We start from the raw sequence: 15,516 nt of genomic DNA, 5'->3' as shown, positions 1-15,516 counted from the left end.
AAAAACACCCGCCAATTGGCGGGTGTTTGTCTATATAAGTCAGGCTTACTCGCTGACCGGTGTAGGCTTGGTTGCTGGCGCAGTTGACTGGTTAACTGCGGCATGGCCACCTGCCGAACCTTTTCCTGAGAACGGATAGGCCGGACGTACCCAATCACTGTGTCGAGCAGGTTCTGCATGGTATGCCGGTGCTGGCGCTTTAGTCATAGGCGCTGTTGCGTGGAGCTTATAACGAGGCTGCTCAGCAGCGCTTGCTGCTTTTGTTGTGCTCGATACAGATGCTTCTTCCACAATCGGTTGTGCGCTGATAGCGGTTACCGGCTCATCCTGAACGCTTTGTTGCGGGCTGGCTTCCTGTACTGTGGAAAGCGCAGGGGAAGAAACTGGTTCTGCCACATCTGCTTTCTCAGTTGCATCAGCGATACTATCCGCTGGTTTGTCTTCTACGACTGCTTCAGTCGCTACGTTTTCAGCCACTGTCTTTTCAGAGGCAACAGCGTCAACGGTTTCTTCAGCATCCTGAGTCGCCACAGTATCAGCTGTGCTTGCTGCTTCAACGGCATTAACGGCAACTGACGCGATAGCATCGTCGATAGCGGTGTTCTCGGTAATTGGCTCGCCGACGGTTTCTTCGCCTGCGGTACTCACCTCGACATCCACTACATTGCTATCCTGGATAACATCAGCAGTTTGTGCTGTTGCGGTTACCGCGGCTGCTTCGTGGACTACTGCTTCAGTAATCGCAACGTTTTCAATAGTGTTGGATTCCACTGTGTCAGCTTGTGCAGTCACGGCAGCGTCGACAACGGCAGGTAACAGCGGTGTTTCAACTGCTGCAACGTTCTCGTCCTGCTGTTGGCTTTCAGCCTGCTGTGGCTGTGCAAGAGGGTAGCTAACCCACACTTTTCCTGATGCCATTTCCGGAGAGGCGGCGGCAAATTCCAACTGCATTGGTGACTGAGACGGATAACGCTCATCACGATAGCGGCGACGGCGCTGGCCGCTGACGCGCAGGTGACGTGGCGAACGACGTGAACGACGCGGCATACCGCCATTCTCGGCATTAGCACGATTAGCATCGTTTTGCTCGTTATCGACCTCGTTATTGTCTACCGCAGCATCGTTTGGCTTGACGTAAGATTGAACCTGCTCAGATGGGGTCGCGACAGGTGCGGCGCTATCGGAGAGAGTATCTTGTTGAGCATCAGACTGAACGCGTACTTTCTGCGTCAATTGACGGCGCTGGCGACGTGGCATAGCCTGAGTCGGTTTGTCCTCAACTGCATTGTCATCGGAATCATCAATAACTGGCTGTACTTTTGCCTCAGCCGGAGCCTGACGACGATCATCTTGACGACGACGCTGACGTTCACGACGCGGTTGTTCTTCCGAACTGGATTTCTCTGCATTTTCCACAGCTCGGGTGTCAGTAACCGCGTCCTCGTTTTGTCGCTTATTACGGCGCTGATCATCACGCTGTTCACGATTGTCACGATTGTCACGATTGTCACGATTGTCACGATTGTCACGATTGTCACGAGAGCCACGATCGCGGCGATTATTACCCTGACGGCGTGAGTTCCGACGTTCAGAACGCTGGCCTTCAGTAGATTTCTCTTCTTCTGCTTTCTTCTCGTCAGTAGCATCCGCTGTTTTTGCCACAGATTCAGAAGCGAAGACACCTTTCAAGGCGCTAAACAAACGGCTGATGAGGCCTGGCTGAGCATCCTCTGCGGTTTTCGCTACAGCAGGAGCCGCTTTGGCAACTGGAGGCGTGGTTTCCTCTGGCATTTCAGCCATGCTAAACGTTGCTAAAGCGGGTTGTTCAGGCTGTTTACGCTCGATCGTTTGTTCGTCTTGCAGTTGCTGTGTTTCCGTTTCCAAACGCTGAGGCAGCAAATAGCTGAGCGTCGGTTTTTCTTCGCCTTTGCGGACGCGAACAACGGAGTAGTGGGGTGTCTGCATACCGTCGTGTGGCACGATGATTGCGCGCACGCCGCCTTGACGTTTCTCAATGGCGTTAACGGCGTCACGCTTCTCGTTCAGCAGATAAGATGCAATCTGGACCGGAACAATCGCGTGGACTTCTTTGGTATTTTCTTTCAGCGCTTCTTCTTCAATCAGACGAAGAATAGAGAGTGAAAGTGATTCATTGTCACGAATCGTGCCTGTGCCGCTACAGCGTGGGCAGACGTGATGGCTGGATTCACCCAGTGAAGGGCTCAGGCGCTGACGCGACATTTCCAGCAGACCGAAGCGGGAAATCCGGCCGATCTGAATACGTGCACGATCCTGACGTACGGAGTCACGCAGGCGGTTTTCAACTTCACGCTGGTGACGAACCGGAGTCATATCGATGAAGTCGATAACGATCAGGCCACCGAGGTCACGCAGGCGCAACTGGCGGGCAATTTCATCTGCGGCTTCAAGGTTGGTATTGAAGGCGGTTTCCTCAATATCACCACCGCGCGTTGCACGGGCGGAGTTGATATCGATCGCTGTCAGCGCTTCGGTCGTATCGATAACGATAGAGCCGCCAGACGGCAGGCGAACTTCACGCTGGAAAGCGGATTCGATCTGCGATTCGATCTGATAGTGGCTGAAAAGCGGAATTTCACCACTGTACAATTTGATTTTGCTGCTGAAGTCAGGGCGACCCAGCGCAGAAATATGTTCTTTCGCCAGATCGAGAATTTTTGGATTGTCGATCAGGATTTCGCCAATGTCTGGGCGCAGATAGTCGCGGAAAGCGCGAACGATCACGTTACTTTCCTGATGGATCAGGAACGGTGCAGGGCGACCTTCGGCGGCTTTTTTGATTGCGTCCCAGTGTTTCAGACGGAAAGCCAGATCCCATTGCAGTGCTTCAGCGGATTTACCCACACCAGCGGTACGAACAATAAGCCCCATGCCATCGGGCAGTTGTAACGATCCCAGGGCTTCTTTGAGCTCGGTACGATCGTCACCTTCGATACGGCGTGAAATACCGCCTGCACGAGGGTTATTCGGCATTAAGACCAGATAGCTACCTGCCAGACTGATAAAGGTGGTCAGTGCAGCGCCTTTGTTGCCACGCTCTTCTTTGTCTACCTGAACAATGACTTCCTGACCTTCACGTAACACGTCTTTGATGTTAGGACGACCGTGGGAGGAATAGTTGTTAGGGAAGTATTCGCGGGCGATTTCTTTAAGAGGGAGGAAACCATGTCTTTCAGCGCCGTAATCAACAAAAGCCGCTTCAAGACTAGGTTCGATACGAGTGATTTTACCTTTGTAGATATTTGCTTTCTTCTGCTCATGACCCGGACTTTCGATATCCAAATCATACAGCCGTTGACCATCAACCAAGGCAACACGCAACTCTTCCTGCTGAGTTGCGTTAATTAACATTCTTTTCATCTTCAACTTACTCGTTATTTTTACTTACATTATTGATAGAGCTGCGGACAAAAGAACCGCATGACCGGAGTGAACCGATGGCCTCGTGGCTTATCGCAGGGACGTCAACCTCCCGGTTGTCGCCTGCATAGAGACGCATGTTTCGGTAGCCTGTGTTTCCTGATGGAAAACAGCGCATTTACTGAGGGAACAGCTTCTGAATTATGTCGCCAGATCTGATTCCATTTGCCGGCCAAGCTGCAATCCGCAGCCCGCTAACTGCTTGATTTCACATTACGTCTTACGCCATTGCTGCGTGTGTGCGTCATCAGGCAAATTTAATAATTTCGCAATTTCCCCGTGTTTTATCGGAAATCCGCGTGGGAAACGCAAAAGCATTATTCCACTGCTGATACCGTTATAGCAAGGTGACTTTGCCTGTCTGTATAAAGATAGTTCTGTTGTTATTACCAAAACGGGCAGGGGTTGATGCTACAGGCCAACTCACTCGCCCACTTACTCGACAATGCAACAATATCTTCATAAGTCAGACACACAGTTAAGCACAGAAAAAGAAGTGGCGCTATCGGGTTGCTCTATTTAGAATCGCGCATCATGAAAACAGATAATCCTTCAGTACAATTTGTGACGATCTCCGCAGATGAAGCGGGGCAGCGCGTCGATAATTTTTTGCATACCCACTTAAAAGGTGTGCCTAAAAGCATGGTTTACCGCATCTTGCGAAAAGGTGAGGTAAGGATAAATAAGAAACGGGTCAAGCCTGAGTATAAATTGCTCGATGGGGATGTCATCCGTATTCCGCCTGTTCGACAGGCAGAACGCGATGAAACCCCTGTTTCTGCCAGTCTTGGCAAAGTCGCGGCGTTGGCCGAGTGCATTATTTATGAAGATGACTACCTGTTGGTTCTGAATAAGCCTTCGGGTACAGCCGTGCATGGCGGCAGTGGCCTGAGCTTCGGCGTGATTGAAGGGTTGCGTGCTTTACGCCCGGAAGCACGTTTTCTGGAGTTAGTACACCGCCTCGATCGCGATACCTCTGGCGTTTTGCTGGTCGCAAAAAAACGTTCGGCCTTACGTTCTCTACACGAACAGCTGCGGCTGAAAGGCATGCAAAAAGACTATCTGGCGCTGGTTCGCGGCCAATGGCAGTCTCACTGCAAGGTTGTTCAGGCACCGCTGTTGAAAAATATCCTGCAAAGCGGTGAACGTATCGTACGAGTAAACAGCGACGGTAAACCGTCAGAAACGCGCTTTAAAATAGAAGAACGTTTTGAACATGCGACGCTGGTGCGGGCAAGCCCTGTTACCGGGCGTACGCATCAAATTCGTGTGCACGCACAACATGCAGGGCATCCGATAGCGTTCGATGACCGTTACGGCGATCGTGAATTCGACCAGCAACTGGCGGACACGGGCTTAAAACGTCTGTTCCTGCATGCGCAAGCGCTACGTTTTGAACATCCGAACACGGGTGAGACGTTGAGAGTCGAAGCACCATTAGATAGCGGACTGCGTCGCTGTCTACAGATACTGCGCAAGACAAAAGCATAACCACGCATACCTTCTGCCTGCTTTTATCTGTCGGGATAGCGCTTCATTAGGCTATCCCGATTTATTTCACATCGTCAGCGGATTCACGCCTTCCTTTTGTAGCATCTGCGTTAGCGCGATCAGGGGTAACCCAATGAGCGTATTAGGATCGCGCCCGGATAGGCGTTCAAAAAGGGTAATGCCCAATCCTTCGCTTTTAAAGCTGCCCGCACAGTTCCACGGCTGCTCTTTCTCCAGATAACCGTCAATTTCTGCTCCCGTTAGCGTACGGAAATGTACATCGAATGGCTCTACGAGACTCTGCATTTCCTGGGTTGTACTATTGAAGAGTGCTAAACCCGTAAAAAAGGAAACACATTTTCCGCTGGCCTGCTGCAATTGCCGTGTTGCATTACCCTTATTATGTGGCTTTCCTGTTATAGCATTTCCCAGAACGCAAACCTGATCGGAACCGATAATCAGGTTATTAGGATAGTGCGCGGCCAGCGCGCGCGCTTTGCTTTCAGCAAGGCGGATTACAAGATCGATGGCGTTTTCACCGGGGCGAGGAGTTTCATCGATGTCTGGTGACGCACAAACAAAAGGGATCGCGAGCTTTTCTAATAAGGCTCGACGATAAGGTGAGGTTGAGGCGAGAACAATCTGCTGCATAATTTTTTGATAAACCGTAGCGTAATGATGAAAGGCATTTTAAACTGTGCGCCGCTCTGGAAGCGAATATTGGTGAAAGGTGGTGCATCACTGCCTTTTTCTTTGACTCTATGTCGTTACGACGTTAATATGCGCGCCCTATGCAAAAGGTAAAATTACCCTTAACCCTTGATGCGGTCCGCACTGCTCAGAAGCGTTTAGATTACGTTGGTGTCTATTCCGCTGAACAGGTAGAGCGTGTTGCCGAATCAGTGGTGAGTGTGGATAGTGATGTTCAGGCCTCTTTATCTTTCAATATCGATAATCAGCGTCTGGCGGTGATCGACGGTAACGCTGACGTTACTGTCACACTGATGTGTCAGCGTTGCGGAAAGCCGTTTGAACATCAAGTCCATGCGACATTCTGTTTTAGCCCGGTCGTCAATGATGAGCAGGCCGAAGCGTTACCGGAAGCGTATGAGCCGATCGGCGTTGATGAATTTGGCGAAGTCGATCTGCTGGCAATGATTGAAGATGAAATTATTCTGATGTTGCCTATCGCCCCGGTGCATGATTCTGAACACTGTGAAGTGTCCGAAGCGGATATGGTATTTGGTCAACTACCTGCAGAGGCGGAAAAACCAAATCCATTTGCCGTATTAGCCAGTTTAAAGCGTAAGTAATTAAGGAGTAAGGTCCATGGCCGTACAACAAAACAAACCTAGCCGTTCCAAACGTGGTATGCGTCGTTCACATGATGCGCTGACTACCGCTTCTGTATCCGTAGATAAAGTTTCTGGCGAAACTCACCTGCGTCACCACATCACTGCGGATGGTTACTACCGCGGTCGCAAGGTAATTGCTAAGTAATTCTTGCGAATTATTTGCAAGGCAATACCTTGACACGCCTAACACTGGCGTTAGATGCGATGGGCGGGGATTTTGGTCCCTGCGTAACAGTGCCTGCTGCATTGCAGGCACTGGCTTCTAATCCAGCTCTCAATTTGTTATTAGTCGGCGATCCTGCTGCGATAACTCCATTACTTGCCAAAGTCGATTCTGATTTACTTTCCCGCTTAGAAGTTGTTCCGGCGGAGTCGGTTATTGCTAGTGATGCGAGGCCGTCACAGGCTATTCGTGCGAGCCGTGGTACCTCAATGCGCATAGCGCTTGAGTTGATTAAAGACGGTCGAGCACAGGCCTGTGTGAGTGCTGGCAACACGGGGGCGCTAATGGGGCTGGCTAAGCTCCTGATTAAGCCATTGGAAGGAATTGAACGACCCGCGTTGGTATCAGTATTACCTCACCAGCAACACGGAAAAACAGTCGTGTTGGATCTGGGGGCGAATGTTGACTGTGACAGCACGATGCTGGTTCAGTTTGCCGTGATGGGCTCAGTGATGGCAGAAGAAGTGCTGGAACTGACAAATCCTCGGGTCGCGTTGTTGAATATCGGTGAAGAAGAAAGCAAAGGGCTGAGCACTATCCGTGAAGCAGCGGCGCAGTTAAAAGAGGCACCATCAATAAATTACATCGGTTATCTGGAAGGCAACGATCTGTTGACGGGGAAAACGGATGTGATGGTCTGTGACGGCTTTGTGGGTAATGTCACACTGAAAACGGTGGAAGGCGTGGTAAGGATGTTCCTGTCACTGCTGAAATCCCCAGCTTCAGGCCCTGGGCAAAAACAAAAGCGATCCTGGTGGTTGAAATGGCTAGGGCGTTTGCTACAAAAACGCTTATCAAAGCGTTTCGGTCATTTGAATCCCGATCAATATAATGGCGCATGCCTGCTAGGATTACGGGGAACTGTAATCAAAAGTCATGGTGCAGCAAACCAGAGAGCGTTTGCCGTTGCCATTGAACAGGCAATGCAGACGGTACGGCGGCAGCTTCCCGAGCGGATTGCCGCTCGTCTAGAAGCGGTATTACCCAAGAGTGATTAAGCGTACATGTATACAAAAATAATCGGAACGGGCAGCTACCTGCCTGAAGAAATCAGGACGAACGCTGATTTAGAAAAGATGGTGGAAACGACGGACGAATGGATTGTCACTCGTACTGGAATCCGTGAGCGCCGTATTGCTGCGCCGGATGAAAACGTAGCGACCATGGGCTACCGTGCTGCGCAGAAAGCACTGGAAATGGCGAATGTCGATCCTTCTGAAGTCGGTCTTCTGATTGTTGCGACAACATCATCAAGCCATGCTTTTCCTAGCTCCGCTTGCCAGGTTCAGCAACTGCTAGGGATCAAAGATACGATTGCCTTCGATCTGGCTGCGGCGTGTGCAGGTTTTACCTACGCGCTGAGCGTTGCCGATCAATATGTTAAAAGTGGTGCGGTGAAATACGCGCTGGTGATTGGCTCTGATACGTTGTCTCGTACGTTGGATCCTGAAGATCGCGGCACGCTGATTCTGTTCGGTGATGGTGCGGGTGCCGTGCTGTTAACGCCGTCAGAGCAACCGGGCATTCTTTCTACCCATCTGCATGCCGATGGTCGTTATGGTGAACTGCTGACGCTGCCGCATCAGGATCGTAACCACACGGATACGCCTGCTTACCTGACGATGGCGGGTAATGAAGTCTTTAAAGTGGCAGTGACTGAACTAGCTCATATCGTTGAAGAAACGCTGCAAGCGGCTCAACTGGATAAAAGTGAATTAGACTGGCTGGTGCCTCATCAGGCTAACTTGCGCATCATCAACGCCACGGCAAAAAAACTGGGTATGGGGATGGATAAGGTGGTTGTGACGCTTGATCGTCATGGTAATACCTCCGCAGCCTCTGTGCCTTCAGCGCTTGATGAAGCGGTGCGTGATGGGCGTATTAAACCAGGACAACTGGTGCTGCTTGAAGCCTTCGGTGGCGGTTTTACCTGGGGTTCAGCGCTGGTTCGTTTTTAATTAAACAGGATTGTGATATGACGCAATTTGCAATGGTGTTTCCCGGTCAGGGATCGCAGACGGTAGGGATGTTGGCTGAACTTGCGGCAGAATACCCGATCGTCACCGAAACGTTTGCTCAGGCTTCTGAAGCGTTAGGCTATGACTTGTGGCAGCTTAGCCAGCAAGGGCCGGCTGAAGAGTTGAATAAAACCTGGCAGACGCAGCCTGCGTTACTGACCGCTTCTGTTGCTATCTGGCGTGTCTGGCAGCAGCAGGGAGGAAAAACGCCTGCTCTGATGTCGGGTCATAGCCTTGGTGAATATTCTGCACTGGTTTGTGCTGGCGTTCTGGATTTCCAACAGGCCGTCCGTCTGGTCGAATTGCGTGGCAAACTGATGCAAGAAGCGGTGCCGGAAGGCACGGGTGCGATGTATGCCATTATCGGGCTTGATAACGACGCTATTGCCAAGGCGTGTGAAGAATCCGCGCAAGGGCAGGTGGTGTCTCCGGTAAACTTCAATTCACCGGGCCAAGTGGTGATTGCAGGCAATAAAGACGCCGTTGAGCGTGCGGGTGCAGCCTGTAAAGCGGCGGGGGCAAAGCGTGCGCTGCCACTGCCTGTTAGTGTTCCATCACACTGTGCGTTGATGGAACCAGCAGCGAAGAAACTTGCTGCTGCGCTTGAGTCCGTGACGTTTAATTCTCCGGTCATCCCTGTTGTCAATAATGTCGATGCACGCATCGAAACCACACCGGAAGCCATTCGTGATGCGCTGGTGCGCCAGCTTCATTGCCCGGTGCGCTGGACTGACTGTGTTGAATTTATGGCTTCTCAGGGCATTGAGTCGCTGCTAGAAGTCGGGCCGGGTAAAGTATTGACTGGCTTAACCAAACGAATCGTCGATACCCTGACAGCAGATGCGGTGAACGATCCTGCTTCTCTCTCAGCGGCGATTGAGAAATAAGAACGGAGAATACAATGAGTTTTGAGGGGAAAATTGCACTGGTTACTGGTGCAAGCCGTGGTATTGGGCGTGCCATCGCCGAGACGTTGGTTGCCCGCGGGGCAAAAGTCATTGGTACCGCAACCAGCGAAAAAGGTGCTGAAGCAATTAGCGGCTGGCTGGGTGAGAACGGTAAAGGTTATATGCTGAATGTTGCCGATGCAGCATCAGTAGAAAGCGTATTAGCAGAAATTCGCGCAGAATTCGGTGAAGTTGATATTCTTATCAATAACGCGGGTATCACGCGTGATAACCTGCTGATGCGTATGAAAGATGACGAATGGCACGATATTCTGGATACCAATTTAACGTCGGTATTCCGCATGTCTAAAGCAGTGATGCGTGCCATGATGAAGAAACGTTTTGGCCGGATCATTACCATCGGTTCTGTTGTGGGAACGATGGGCAATGCAGGACAGGCTAACTACGCGGCAGCGAAGGCGGGACTGATTGGATTCAGTAAATCCCTCGCACGTGAAGTGGCTTCTCGTGGTATTACGGTCAACGTAGTCGCGCCTGGTTTTATCGAAACAGATATGACTCAGGCATTGACAGAAGAACAGCGAGCAGGCATTTTGACGTCGGTTCCAGCTAACCGACTCGGTGATGCTAAAGAAATCGCCAGTGCTGTTGTATTTTTAGCCTCTGATGAAGCTGCTTACATTACTGGCGAAACATTGCATGTCAATGGCGGCATGTATATGATCTAAAAAGCTCGAAAACTATTTGCTTTATTTGCGGTGATAACCGCAAAATAGCACAAAATCGTGGTTCGACCAGCCGAGATTTTGTTGCATCTTTTCAAACATTTTATACACTACGAAAACCATCGCGAAAGCGAGTTTTGATAGGAAATTTAAGAGTATGAGCACTATCGAAGAACGCGTTAAGAAAATCATCGTTGAACAGCTTGGTGTTAAGCAGGAAGAAGTCGTAAACAATGCTTCTTTCGTTGACGACCTCGGCGCTGATTCTCTTGACACTGTTGAGCTGGTAATGGCTCTGGAAGAAGAATTTGATACTGAGATTCCAGACGAAGAAGCTGAAAAAATCACGACTGTTCAAGCAGCCATTGATTTCATTCAGGCTAACCAGCAGTAAGCGAACATATCTAGGCGGTCATTCGACCGCCTAAGTTTTTTTGTCCCGCAGTGTCTTTTTTCCCTCCCTGGAGGATAAGCGTGTCTAAGCGTCGAGTAGTTGTGACCGGACTGGGCATGTTATCTCCTGTCGGCAATACAGTTGAGTCTACCTGGAGTGCTCTTCTTGCCGGTCAGAGTGGTATCAGCCTGATCGACCATTTCGATACTAGTGCCTACGCAACGCGTTTTGCTGGCTTAGTAAAGAATTTTAATTCTGAGGAATTCATTTCGCGTAAAGAAGCTCGCAAAATGGATGCCTTTATTCAATACGGTGTTGCTGCTGGCGTTCAAGCCATGCAGGATTCCGGTTTGGAAGTAACGGAAGAGAACGCGCCGCGTATCGGTGCGGCGATTGGTTCCGGCATCGGCGGTCTGGGTCTTATTGAAGAGAACCATACTGCGCTGGTGAACGGTGGCCCGCGTAAAATCAGTCCGTTCTTCGTGCCGTCCACCATCGTCAATATGGTGGCCGGACATCTTACTATCATGTACGGACTGCGTGGCCCGAGCATCTCTATCGCTACGGCCTGTACGTCTGGCGTGCACAATATTGGTCAAGCCGCTCGCATTATTGCTTACAATGATGCGGATGTGATGTTGGCCGGTGGTGCAGAAAAAGCCAGTACGCCATTGGGCGTCGGTGGATTCGGTGCCGCTCGTGCATTGTCTACGCGCAATGACGATCCTCAGGCGGCAAGCCGTCCGTGGGATAAAGACCGTGATGGCTTTGTTCTGGGTGACGGTGCTGGCCTTATGGTGCTGGAAGAGTATGAACACGCGAAAAAGCGCGGTGCGAAAATCTATGCAGAAATTGTTGGATTTGGCATGAGCAGCGATGCGTATCATATGACGTCTCCGCCGGAGAACGGCTCTGGCGCTGCGCTGGCGATGGAAAACGCACTGCGTGATGCCGGTGTGTCAACGAGCCAAATTGGCTATATCAACGCGCATGGCACCTCTACGCCTGCGGGTGATAAAGCTGAAACGCAGGCAGTGAAATCCGTATTTGGTTCGGACGCCAGCAGTGTGCTGGTGAGTTCAACAAAATCGATGACGGGTCATTTGCTCGGTGCAGCAGGCGCGGTAGAGTCTATTTTCAGTATTCTTGCTTTGCGCGATCAGTCTGTTCCGCCAACGCTCAATCTGGACAATCCAGATGAAGGCTGCGATCTGGATTTCGTGCCTCATGAGGCGCGTCAGGTCAGCAACTTGGAATATGTACTCTGCAACTCTTTCGGCTTCGGTGGAACCAACGGTTCGCTGATCTTCCGTAAAGTTTGATTGCGATAGCGTCTAAAAAAACCCGGTTTCCGGGTTTTTTTTTGCCTGCATAAAATCAGACACCCCTGCTTGTCTGCAACGCAACTTTACTGGCAAGCTGACGATGATGAATGATGCGGAGCTTATTATGCTGTGGGTAAATGGTCAGTTACAGGAACAACTTTCGGTACTCGATCGGGGTACACAGTATGGTGACGGTTGTTTTACGACAGCCAGAATATGCGATGGCGACATTGTTTGGCTGGATCGACATGTTGCGCGTTTGCAACAGGCTTCCACGCGCTTATTATTTCCGGTGCTTGACTGGGAAAGCCTGATTGCTGAAATGAAACAGGCGGCACGAGGGCGAGCAGACGGCGTAGTGAAAGTGATGCTAACACGAGGTGTCGGCGGGCGTGGCTATAGTGCCCAAGGCTGTGTGCAGCCAACCCGAGTCGTCATGCAGACAAGCTATCCTGCGCACTATGCCAACTGGCGTGAGCAGGGCATAAGCTTGAATCTCAGCCCTGTGGCGCTAGCTAAAAATCCGCTGTTGGCGGGAATAAAACATCTGAATCGGCTCGAACAAGTGTTGATTCGTGCGCATCTTGACCAGACATCCGCCGATGAGACCCTCGTGCTTGACACTTCCGGTGCGCTAGTGGAATGCTGTGCCGCTAATTTATTCTGGCGCAAAGGGCATCGGGTTTATACGCCGGATTTATCCCAGTCAGGCGTGAATGGCATTGCCCGGCAACATATTATCACCTTGCTGGCTGGTTCTGACTTCGATCTACAGATTGTCAGCGAACCCGTAACCACGTTGGCCGATGCGGATGAAGTACTGATTTGTAACGCATTAATGCCGATAGTCCCCGTGAATCAGGCACATATCTGGCGTTACCACTCCCGAGTTCTTTATCAATTCCTGAGTTTTGACTGCTAGTAGATGGTTGATTTATGAAGAAAAAGAAAATTGGTTTGCTGATTATTGCTGCTGTTGTACTCCTGTTGCTGGTAGCGTGGCAGAAAATGCAGCGTTTTGCTGGTTCTCCATTGACTATCGAACAAGAAACTATTTTCACACTTCCTGCCGGTACGGGAAGAGAAGGGCTGGAAACGCTGCTCCTAGATCAGAAAATTATGACTGATGGCGCGTTTTTTCCGTGGTTACTGCGTATCGAGCCTGAATTGGCAAAATTCAAAGCCGGTACGTATCGCTTTACGGCGGGAATGACCGTGCGTGAGATGCTGGCGCTACTGTCTAGCGGAAAAGAAGCGCAATTCTCCATCCGTTTTGTCGAAGGCTCACGGCTGAAAGAGTGGTTAGGCACGCTGCAACAAGCACCTTATATCAAGCATTCACTAGCCGATAAAGCTGAACAGGACGTCGCCACCCAGTTGGAAATCAAAGATAAGACGAACCCGGAAGGTTGGTTTTATCCTGATACCTATTCATACACGGCGGGTACGAGCGATATCGCCCTGTTGCAGCGTGCGCACCAGCGCATGAAAAAAACGGTGGATGAGGTATGGAAAGGGCGTGAAGAAGGATTACCGTATAAGACACAGGACGAATTGCTGACGATGGCGTCAATCATTGAAAAAGAAACGGCGATCAATGAAGAACGCACGCAGGTCGCTTCCGTTTTTGTCAATCGTTTACGTCTGGGCATGCGCTTGCAGACCGATCCTACGGTCATTTATGGCATGGGCGACGACTATAAAGGCGTGATAACCCGTAAGGCATTAGATACGCCGACGCCTTACAATACTTATGTTATCTCCGGCTTGCCGCCTACGCCAATTGCGATGCCGGGGAAGGCTTCATTGGATGCAGCTGCGCATCCAGCCAAAACGTCGTACCTGTATTTTGTGGCGGATGGAAAAGGCGGACACAGTTTTACCACTAACCTTGCAGACCATAATCGTGCTGTGAGGGTATACCGCTCAGCGTTAAAGGAACGGGATGAACAGTAAATTTATCGTCATTGAAGGATTGGAAGGCGCGGGAAAGACCACCGCGCGCAATATCGTTGTGGAAACGCTGCGCTCACATGGTGTGAAAGACGTGGTGTTTACACGAGAGCCCGGTGGCACACCGTTGGCGGAGAAGCTGCGTGAGCTTATCAAGCAAGGCATAGCCGATGAGAAGGTCACTGACAAAGCGGAAGTCCTGATGTTATACGCGGCCAGAGTGCAACTGGTGGATAACGTCATCAAACCGGCGCTGGCAGATGGAAACTGGGTCATTGGCGATCGGCACGATCTTTCTTCACAGGCTTATCAGGGTGGTGGTCGCGGGATCGACCAGCAACTGCTGCGCTCACTGCGCGACACCGTGCTCGGTGATTTTCGTCCTGACCTGACGCTCTATCTTGATTTGCCACCAACCATCGGCTTGCAGCGCGCGCGTCAGCGCGGCGAACTGGATAGAATCGAGCAGGAGTCTCTGGCTTTCTTTGATCGCACCCGTTCCCGCTATCAGGAACTGGCGGCGGAGGATGACAGTATCCTGACGATCGATGCCTCACAGTCTATTGATGCCGTCAGTGCGGATATTCAGGCGACGTTACAGCAGTGGTTGCAGCAACAAGGGTTGCAGCCCGTCGCGCAGGGGCAGAGCTGATATGGAGTGGTATCCGTGGCTGAATGCATCGTATCGGCAGCTTATCGGCCAATATCAGGCGGGCAGAGGCCATCATGCGGTGTTGCTGCATGCGCTGCCGGGCATGGGCGATGAGTCGCTGATTTATGCGCTGAGCCGCTGGTTGATCTGCCAGCGGCCTGATGGAATGAAAAGCTGCGGCCAATGTCACTCCTGTAACCTGATGACCGCAGGAACGCACCCAGATTGGCATGTGTTAAGCCCGGAGAAAGGTAAGCAAAGTCTGGGCGTCGATCCCGTGCGTGACGTTGTGGAAAAGGTGTACCAACACTCCCGGCAGGGCGGAGCAAAGGTGATCTGGCTGGCTGCTGCTGAGCAACTGGCAGAGGCTGCTGCCAATGCACTGCTGAAAACGTTGGAAGAACCGCCGCAGAATACCTTCTTTTTGTTTGGCTGCCGCGAACCCGCACGGCTATTGGCGACGCTGCGCAGCCGTTGTCTGTATCATTATCTGGATGTCCCAGGTGAGACGCAGAGCGTGCTGTGGCTGAACGCTCGCCATCGCCATGACAGTAAGGCATTGCGCACGGCGTTGAGATTGCAATCGGGTGCGCCGCTTGCCGCTGAGGCGTTATTGCAGCCAGAGCGTTGGAAACAGCGTAGTGCGTTGTGTCAGGCGTTTTCTGCCGCGCTGGCTTCGCGAGATCAGCTCTCGCTGATACCACAGCTGAATCATGACGATGCTGATGTTCGTATTCACTGGTTGGCCACGTTACTGCTGGATGCGATGAAATGGCAGCAGGGGGCAAGCGAGCATTGGGTGAATCAGGATCAGATCGAACTGGTTGAGCGTCTGGCGCGCGAACCGTCCGCACATTTGCAGTATGAACTGCAACAGTGGCTGGATTGTCGGCAAAAATTGCTGACTGTCACGGGGGTAAACCGTGAACTGCTGCTGACGGAACGTCTACTTGATGGAGAGCGCACGCTTGCTTCATCGGTTAAGCGCGACAGCCATCCATTTTCTGTTTAAT

At 51.2% G+C, this 15,516-nt stretch carries 15 protein-coding genes; 13 read left to right on the top strand and 2 right to left on the bottom strand.

What is annotated here, in order from left to right; genetic code table 11:
* Positions 1 to 45: 45 nt before the first annotated feature.
* The gene (rne, locus tag KKH3_RS11600; RefSeq protein ID WP_039359661.1) at positions 46 to 3,399 is read right to left on the bottom strand and encodes a ribonuclease E; all 3,354 of its coding nucleotides are present in this window, start codon (positions 3,397 to 3,399) and stop codon (positions 46 to 48) included.
* A gap of 594 nt (positions 3,400 to 3,993) precedes the next feature.
* On the opposite strand from rne, the gene rluC reads away from it, so the two are divergent.
* Complete coding sequence (rluC, locus tag KKH3_RS11595; RefSeq protein ID WP_039359657.1) at positions 3,994 to 4,950, top strand: 23S rRNA pseudouridine(955/2504/2580) synthase RluC; 957 nt, start codon at positions 3,994 to 3,996, stop codon at positions 4,948 to 4,950.
* Positions 4,951 to 5,016: 66 nt separating this feature from the next.
* Here rluC and KKH3_RS11590 read toward each other — a convergent pair whose 3' ends face one another.
* A complete protein-coding gene (locus KKH3_RS11590) occupies positions 5,017 to 5,601 on the bottom strand; it encodes a Maf family protein (protein ID WP_039359654.1) in 585 nt (194 codons plus the stop codon).
* 140 nt (positions 5,602 to 5,741) lie between these two features.
* On the opposite strand from KKH3_RS11590, the gene yceD reads away from it, so the two are divergent.
* The 12 genes from yceD (at position 5,742) to holB (ending at position 15,515) form a co-directional block, all read left to right on the top strand.
* On the top strand, positions 5,742 to 6,263 hold the full coding sequence (yceD, locus tag KKH3_RS11585) for a 23S rRNA accumulation protein YceD (protein ID WP_039359651.1): 522 nt from the start codon (positions 5,742 to 5,744) through the stop codon (positions 6,261 to 6,263).
* Positions 6,264 to 6,279: 16 nt separating this feature from the next.
* The gene (gene rpmF / locus KKH3_RS11580) at positions 6,280 to 6,450 is read left to right on the top strand and encodes a 50S ribosomal protein L32 (RefSeq protein ID WP_005970518.1); all 171 of its coding nucleotides are present in this window, start codon (positions 6,280 to 6,282) and stop codon (positions 6,448 to 6,450) included.
* 29 nt (positions 6,451 to 6,479) lie between these two features.
* A complete protein-coding gene (plsX, locus tag KKH3_RS11575) occupies positions 6,480 to 7,526 on the top strand; it encodes a phosphate acyltransferase PlsX (protein ID WP_039359647.1) in 1,047 nt (348 codons plus the stop codon).
* A gap of 6 nt (positions 7,527 to 7,532) precedes the next feature.
* Entirely contained in the window at positions 7,533 to 8,486 is a 954-nt protein-coding gene (locus KKH3_RS11570; RefSeq protein WP_039359643.1) for a beta-ketoacyl-ACP synthase III, read from the top strand.
* Between the two features lie 17 nt (positions 8,487 to 8,503).
* Positions 8,504 to 9,433, top strand: a complete 930-nt coding sequence (gene fabD, locus KKH3_RS11565) for an ACP S-malonyltransferase (RefSeq protein WP_039359640.1) — start codon at positions 8,504 to 8,506, stop codon at positions 9,431 to 9,433.
* Positions 9,434 to 9,447: 14 nt separating this feature from the next.
* On the top strand, positions 9,448 to 10,182 hold the full coding sequence (gene fabG / locus KKH3_RS11560) for a 3-oxoacyl-ACP reductase FabG (protein WP_010297224.1): 735 nt from the start codon (positions 9,448 to 9,450) through the stop codon (positions 10,180 to 10,182).
* Between the two features lie 154 nt (positions 10,183 to 10,336).
* The gene (gene acpP, locus KKH3_RS11555; RefSeq protein ID WP_005970506.1) at positions 10,337 to 10,573 is read left to right on the top strand and encodes an acyl carrier protein; all 237 of its coding nucleotides are present in this window, start codon (positions 10,337 to 10,339) and stop codon (positions 10,571 to 10,573) included.
* An 80-nt stretch (positions 10,574 to 10,653) separates the two neighbouring features.
* A complete protein-coding gene (fabF, locus tag KKH3_RS11550; protein WP_039359637.1) occupies positions 10,654 to 11,895 on the top strand; it encodes a beta-ketoacyl-ACP synthase II in 1,242 nt (413 codons plus the stop codon).
* A gap of 127 nt (positions 11,896 to 12,022) precedes the next feature.
* Positions 12,023 to 12,820, top strand: a complete 798-nt coding sequence (pabC, locus tag KKH3_RS11545) for an aminodeoxychorismate lyase (protein ID WP_039362377.1) — start codon at positions 12,023 to 12,025, stop codon at positions 12,818 to 12,820.
* Positions 12,821 to 12,834: 14 nt separating this feature from the next.
* The gene (gene mltG / locus KKH3_RS11540) at positions 12,835 to 13,854 is read left to right on the top strand and encodes an endolytic transglycosylase MltG (protein ID WP_039359634.1); all 1,020 of its coding nucleotides are present in this window, start codon (positions 12,835 to 12,837) and stop codon (positions 13,852 to 13,854) included.
* A complete protein-coding gene (tmk, locus tag KKH3_RS11535) occupies positions 13,844 to 14,503 on the top strand; it encodes a dTMP kinase (protein ID WP_039359631.1) in 660 nt (219 codons plus the stop codon). The genes mltG and tmk overlap by 11 nt, the downstream gene beginning before the upstream one ends.
* A 1-nt stretch (position 14,504) precedes the next feature.
* Positions 14,505 to 15,515, top strand: coding sequence for a DNA polymerase III subunit delta' (holB, locus tag KKH3_RS11530; RefSeq protein ID WP_039359628.1), 1,011 nt, complete (start codon positions 14,505 to 14,507; stop codon positions 15,513 to 15,515).
* The last annotated feature ends 1 nt before the right edge of the window (position 15,516 follow it).

Origin of the sequence: Pectobacterium actinidiae, assembly GCF_000803315.1 — a bacterium.
In the GTDB taxonomy this organism is placed as follows: domain Bacteria; phylum Pseudomonadota; class Gammaproteobacteria; order Enterobacterales; family Enterobacteriaceae; genus Pectobacterium; species Pectobacterium actinidiae.
Note: the sequence above shows the minus strand (reverse complement) of the source record. Positions and strands in the feature narration are given on the sequence as shown.

Excerpts from the sequence above, each read along its gene's own strand:
- rne (WP_039359661.1), bottom strand. The coding sequence starts at position 3,399 with ATGAAAAGAATGTTAATTAACGCAACTCAGCAGGAAGAGTTGCGTGTT.
- rluC (WP_039359657.1), top strand. The coding sequence starts at position 3,994 with ATGAAAACAGATAATCCTTCAGTACAATTTGTGACGATCTCCGCAGAT.
- KKH3_RS11590 (WP_039359654.1), bottom strand. The coding sequence starts at position 5,601 with ATGCAGCAGATTGTTCTCGCCTCAACCTCACCTTATCGTCGAGCCTTA.
- yceD (WP_039359651.1), top strand. The coding sequence starts at position 5,742 with ATGCAAAAGGTAAAATTACCCTTAACCCTTGATGCGGTCCGCACTGCT.
- rpmF (WP_005970518.1), top strand. The coding sequence starts at position 6,280 with ATGGCCGTACAACAAAACAAACCTAGCCGTTCCAAACGTGGTATGCGT.
- KKH3_RS11570 (WP_039359643.1), top strand. The coding sequence starts at position 7,533 with ATGTATACAAAAATAATCGGAACGGGCAGCTACCTGCCTGAAGAAATC.
- fabD (WP_039359640.1), top strand. The coding sequence starts at position 8,504 with ATGACGCAATTTGCAATGGTGTTTCCCGGTCAGGGATCGCAGACGGTA.
- fabG (WP_010297224.1), top strand. The coding sequence starts at position 9,448 with ATGAGTTTTGAGGGGAAAATTGCACTGGTTACTGGTGCAAGCCGTGGT.
- acpP (WP_005970506.1), top strand. The coding sequence starts at position 10,337 with ATGAGCACTATCGAAGAACGCGTTAAGAAAATCATCGTTGAACAGCTT.
- pabC (WP_039362377.1), top strand. The coding sequence starts at position 12,023 with ATGCTGTGGGTAAATGGTCAGTTACAGGAACAACTTTCGGTACTCGAT.
- mltG (WP_039359634.1), top strand. The coding sequence starts at position 12,835 with ATGAAGAAAAAGAAAATTGGTTTGCTGATTATTGCTGCTGTTGTACTC.
- tmk (WP_039359631.1), top strand. The coding sequence starts at position 13,844 with ATGAACAGTAAATTTATCGTCATTGAAGGATTGGAAGGCGCGGGAAAG.
- holB (WP_039359628.1), top strand. The coding sequence starts at position 14,505 with ATGGAGTGGTATCCGTGGCTGAATGCATCGTATCGGCAGCTTATCGGC.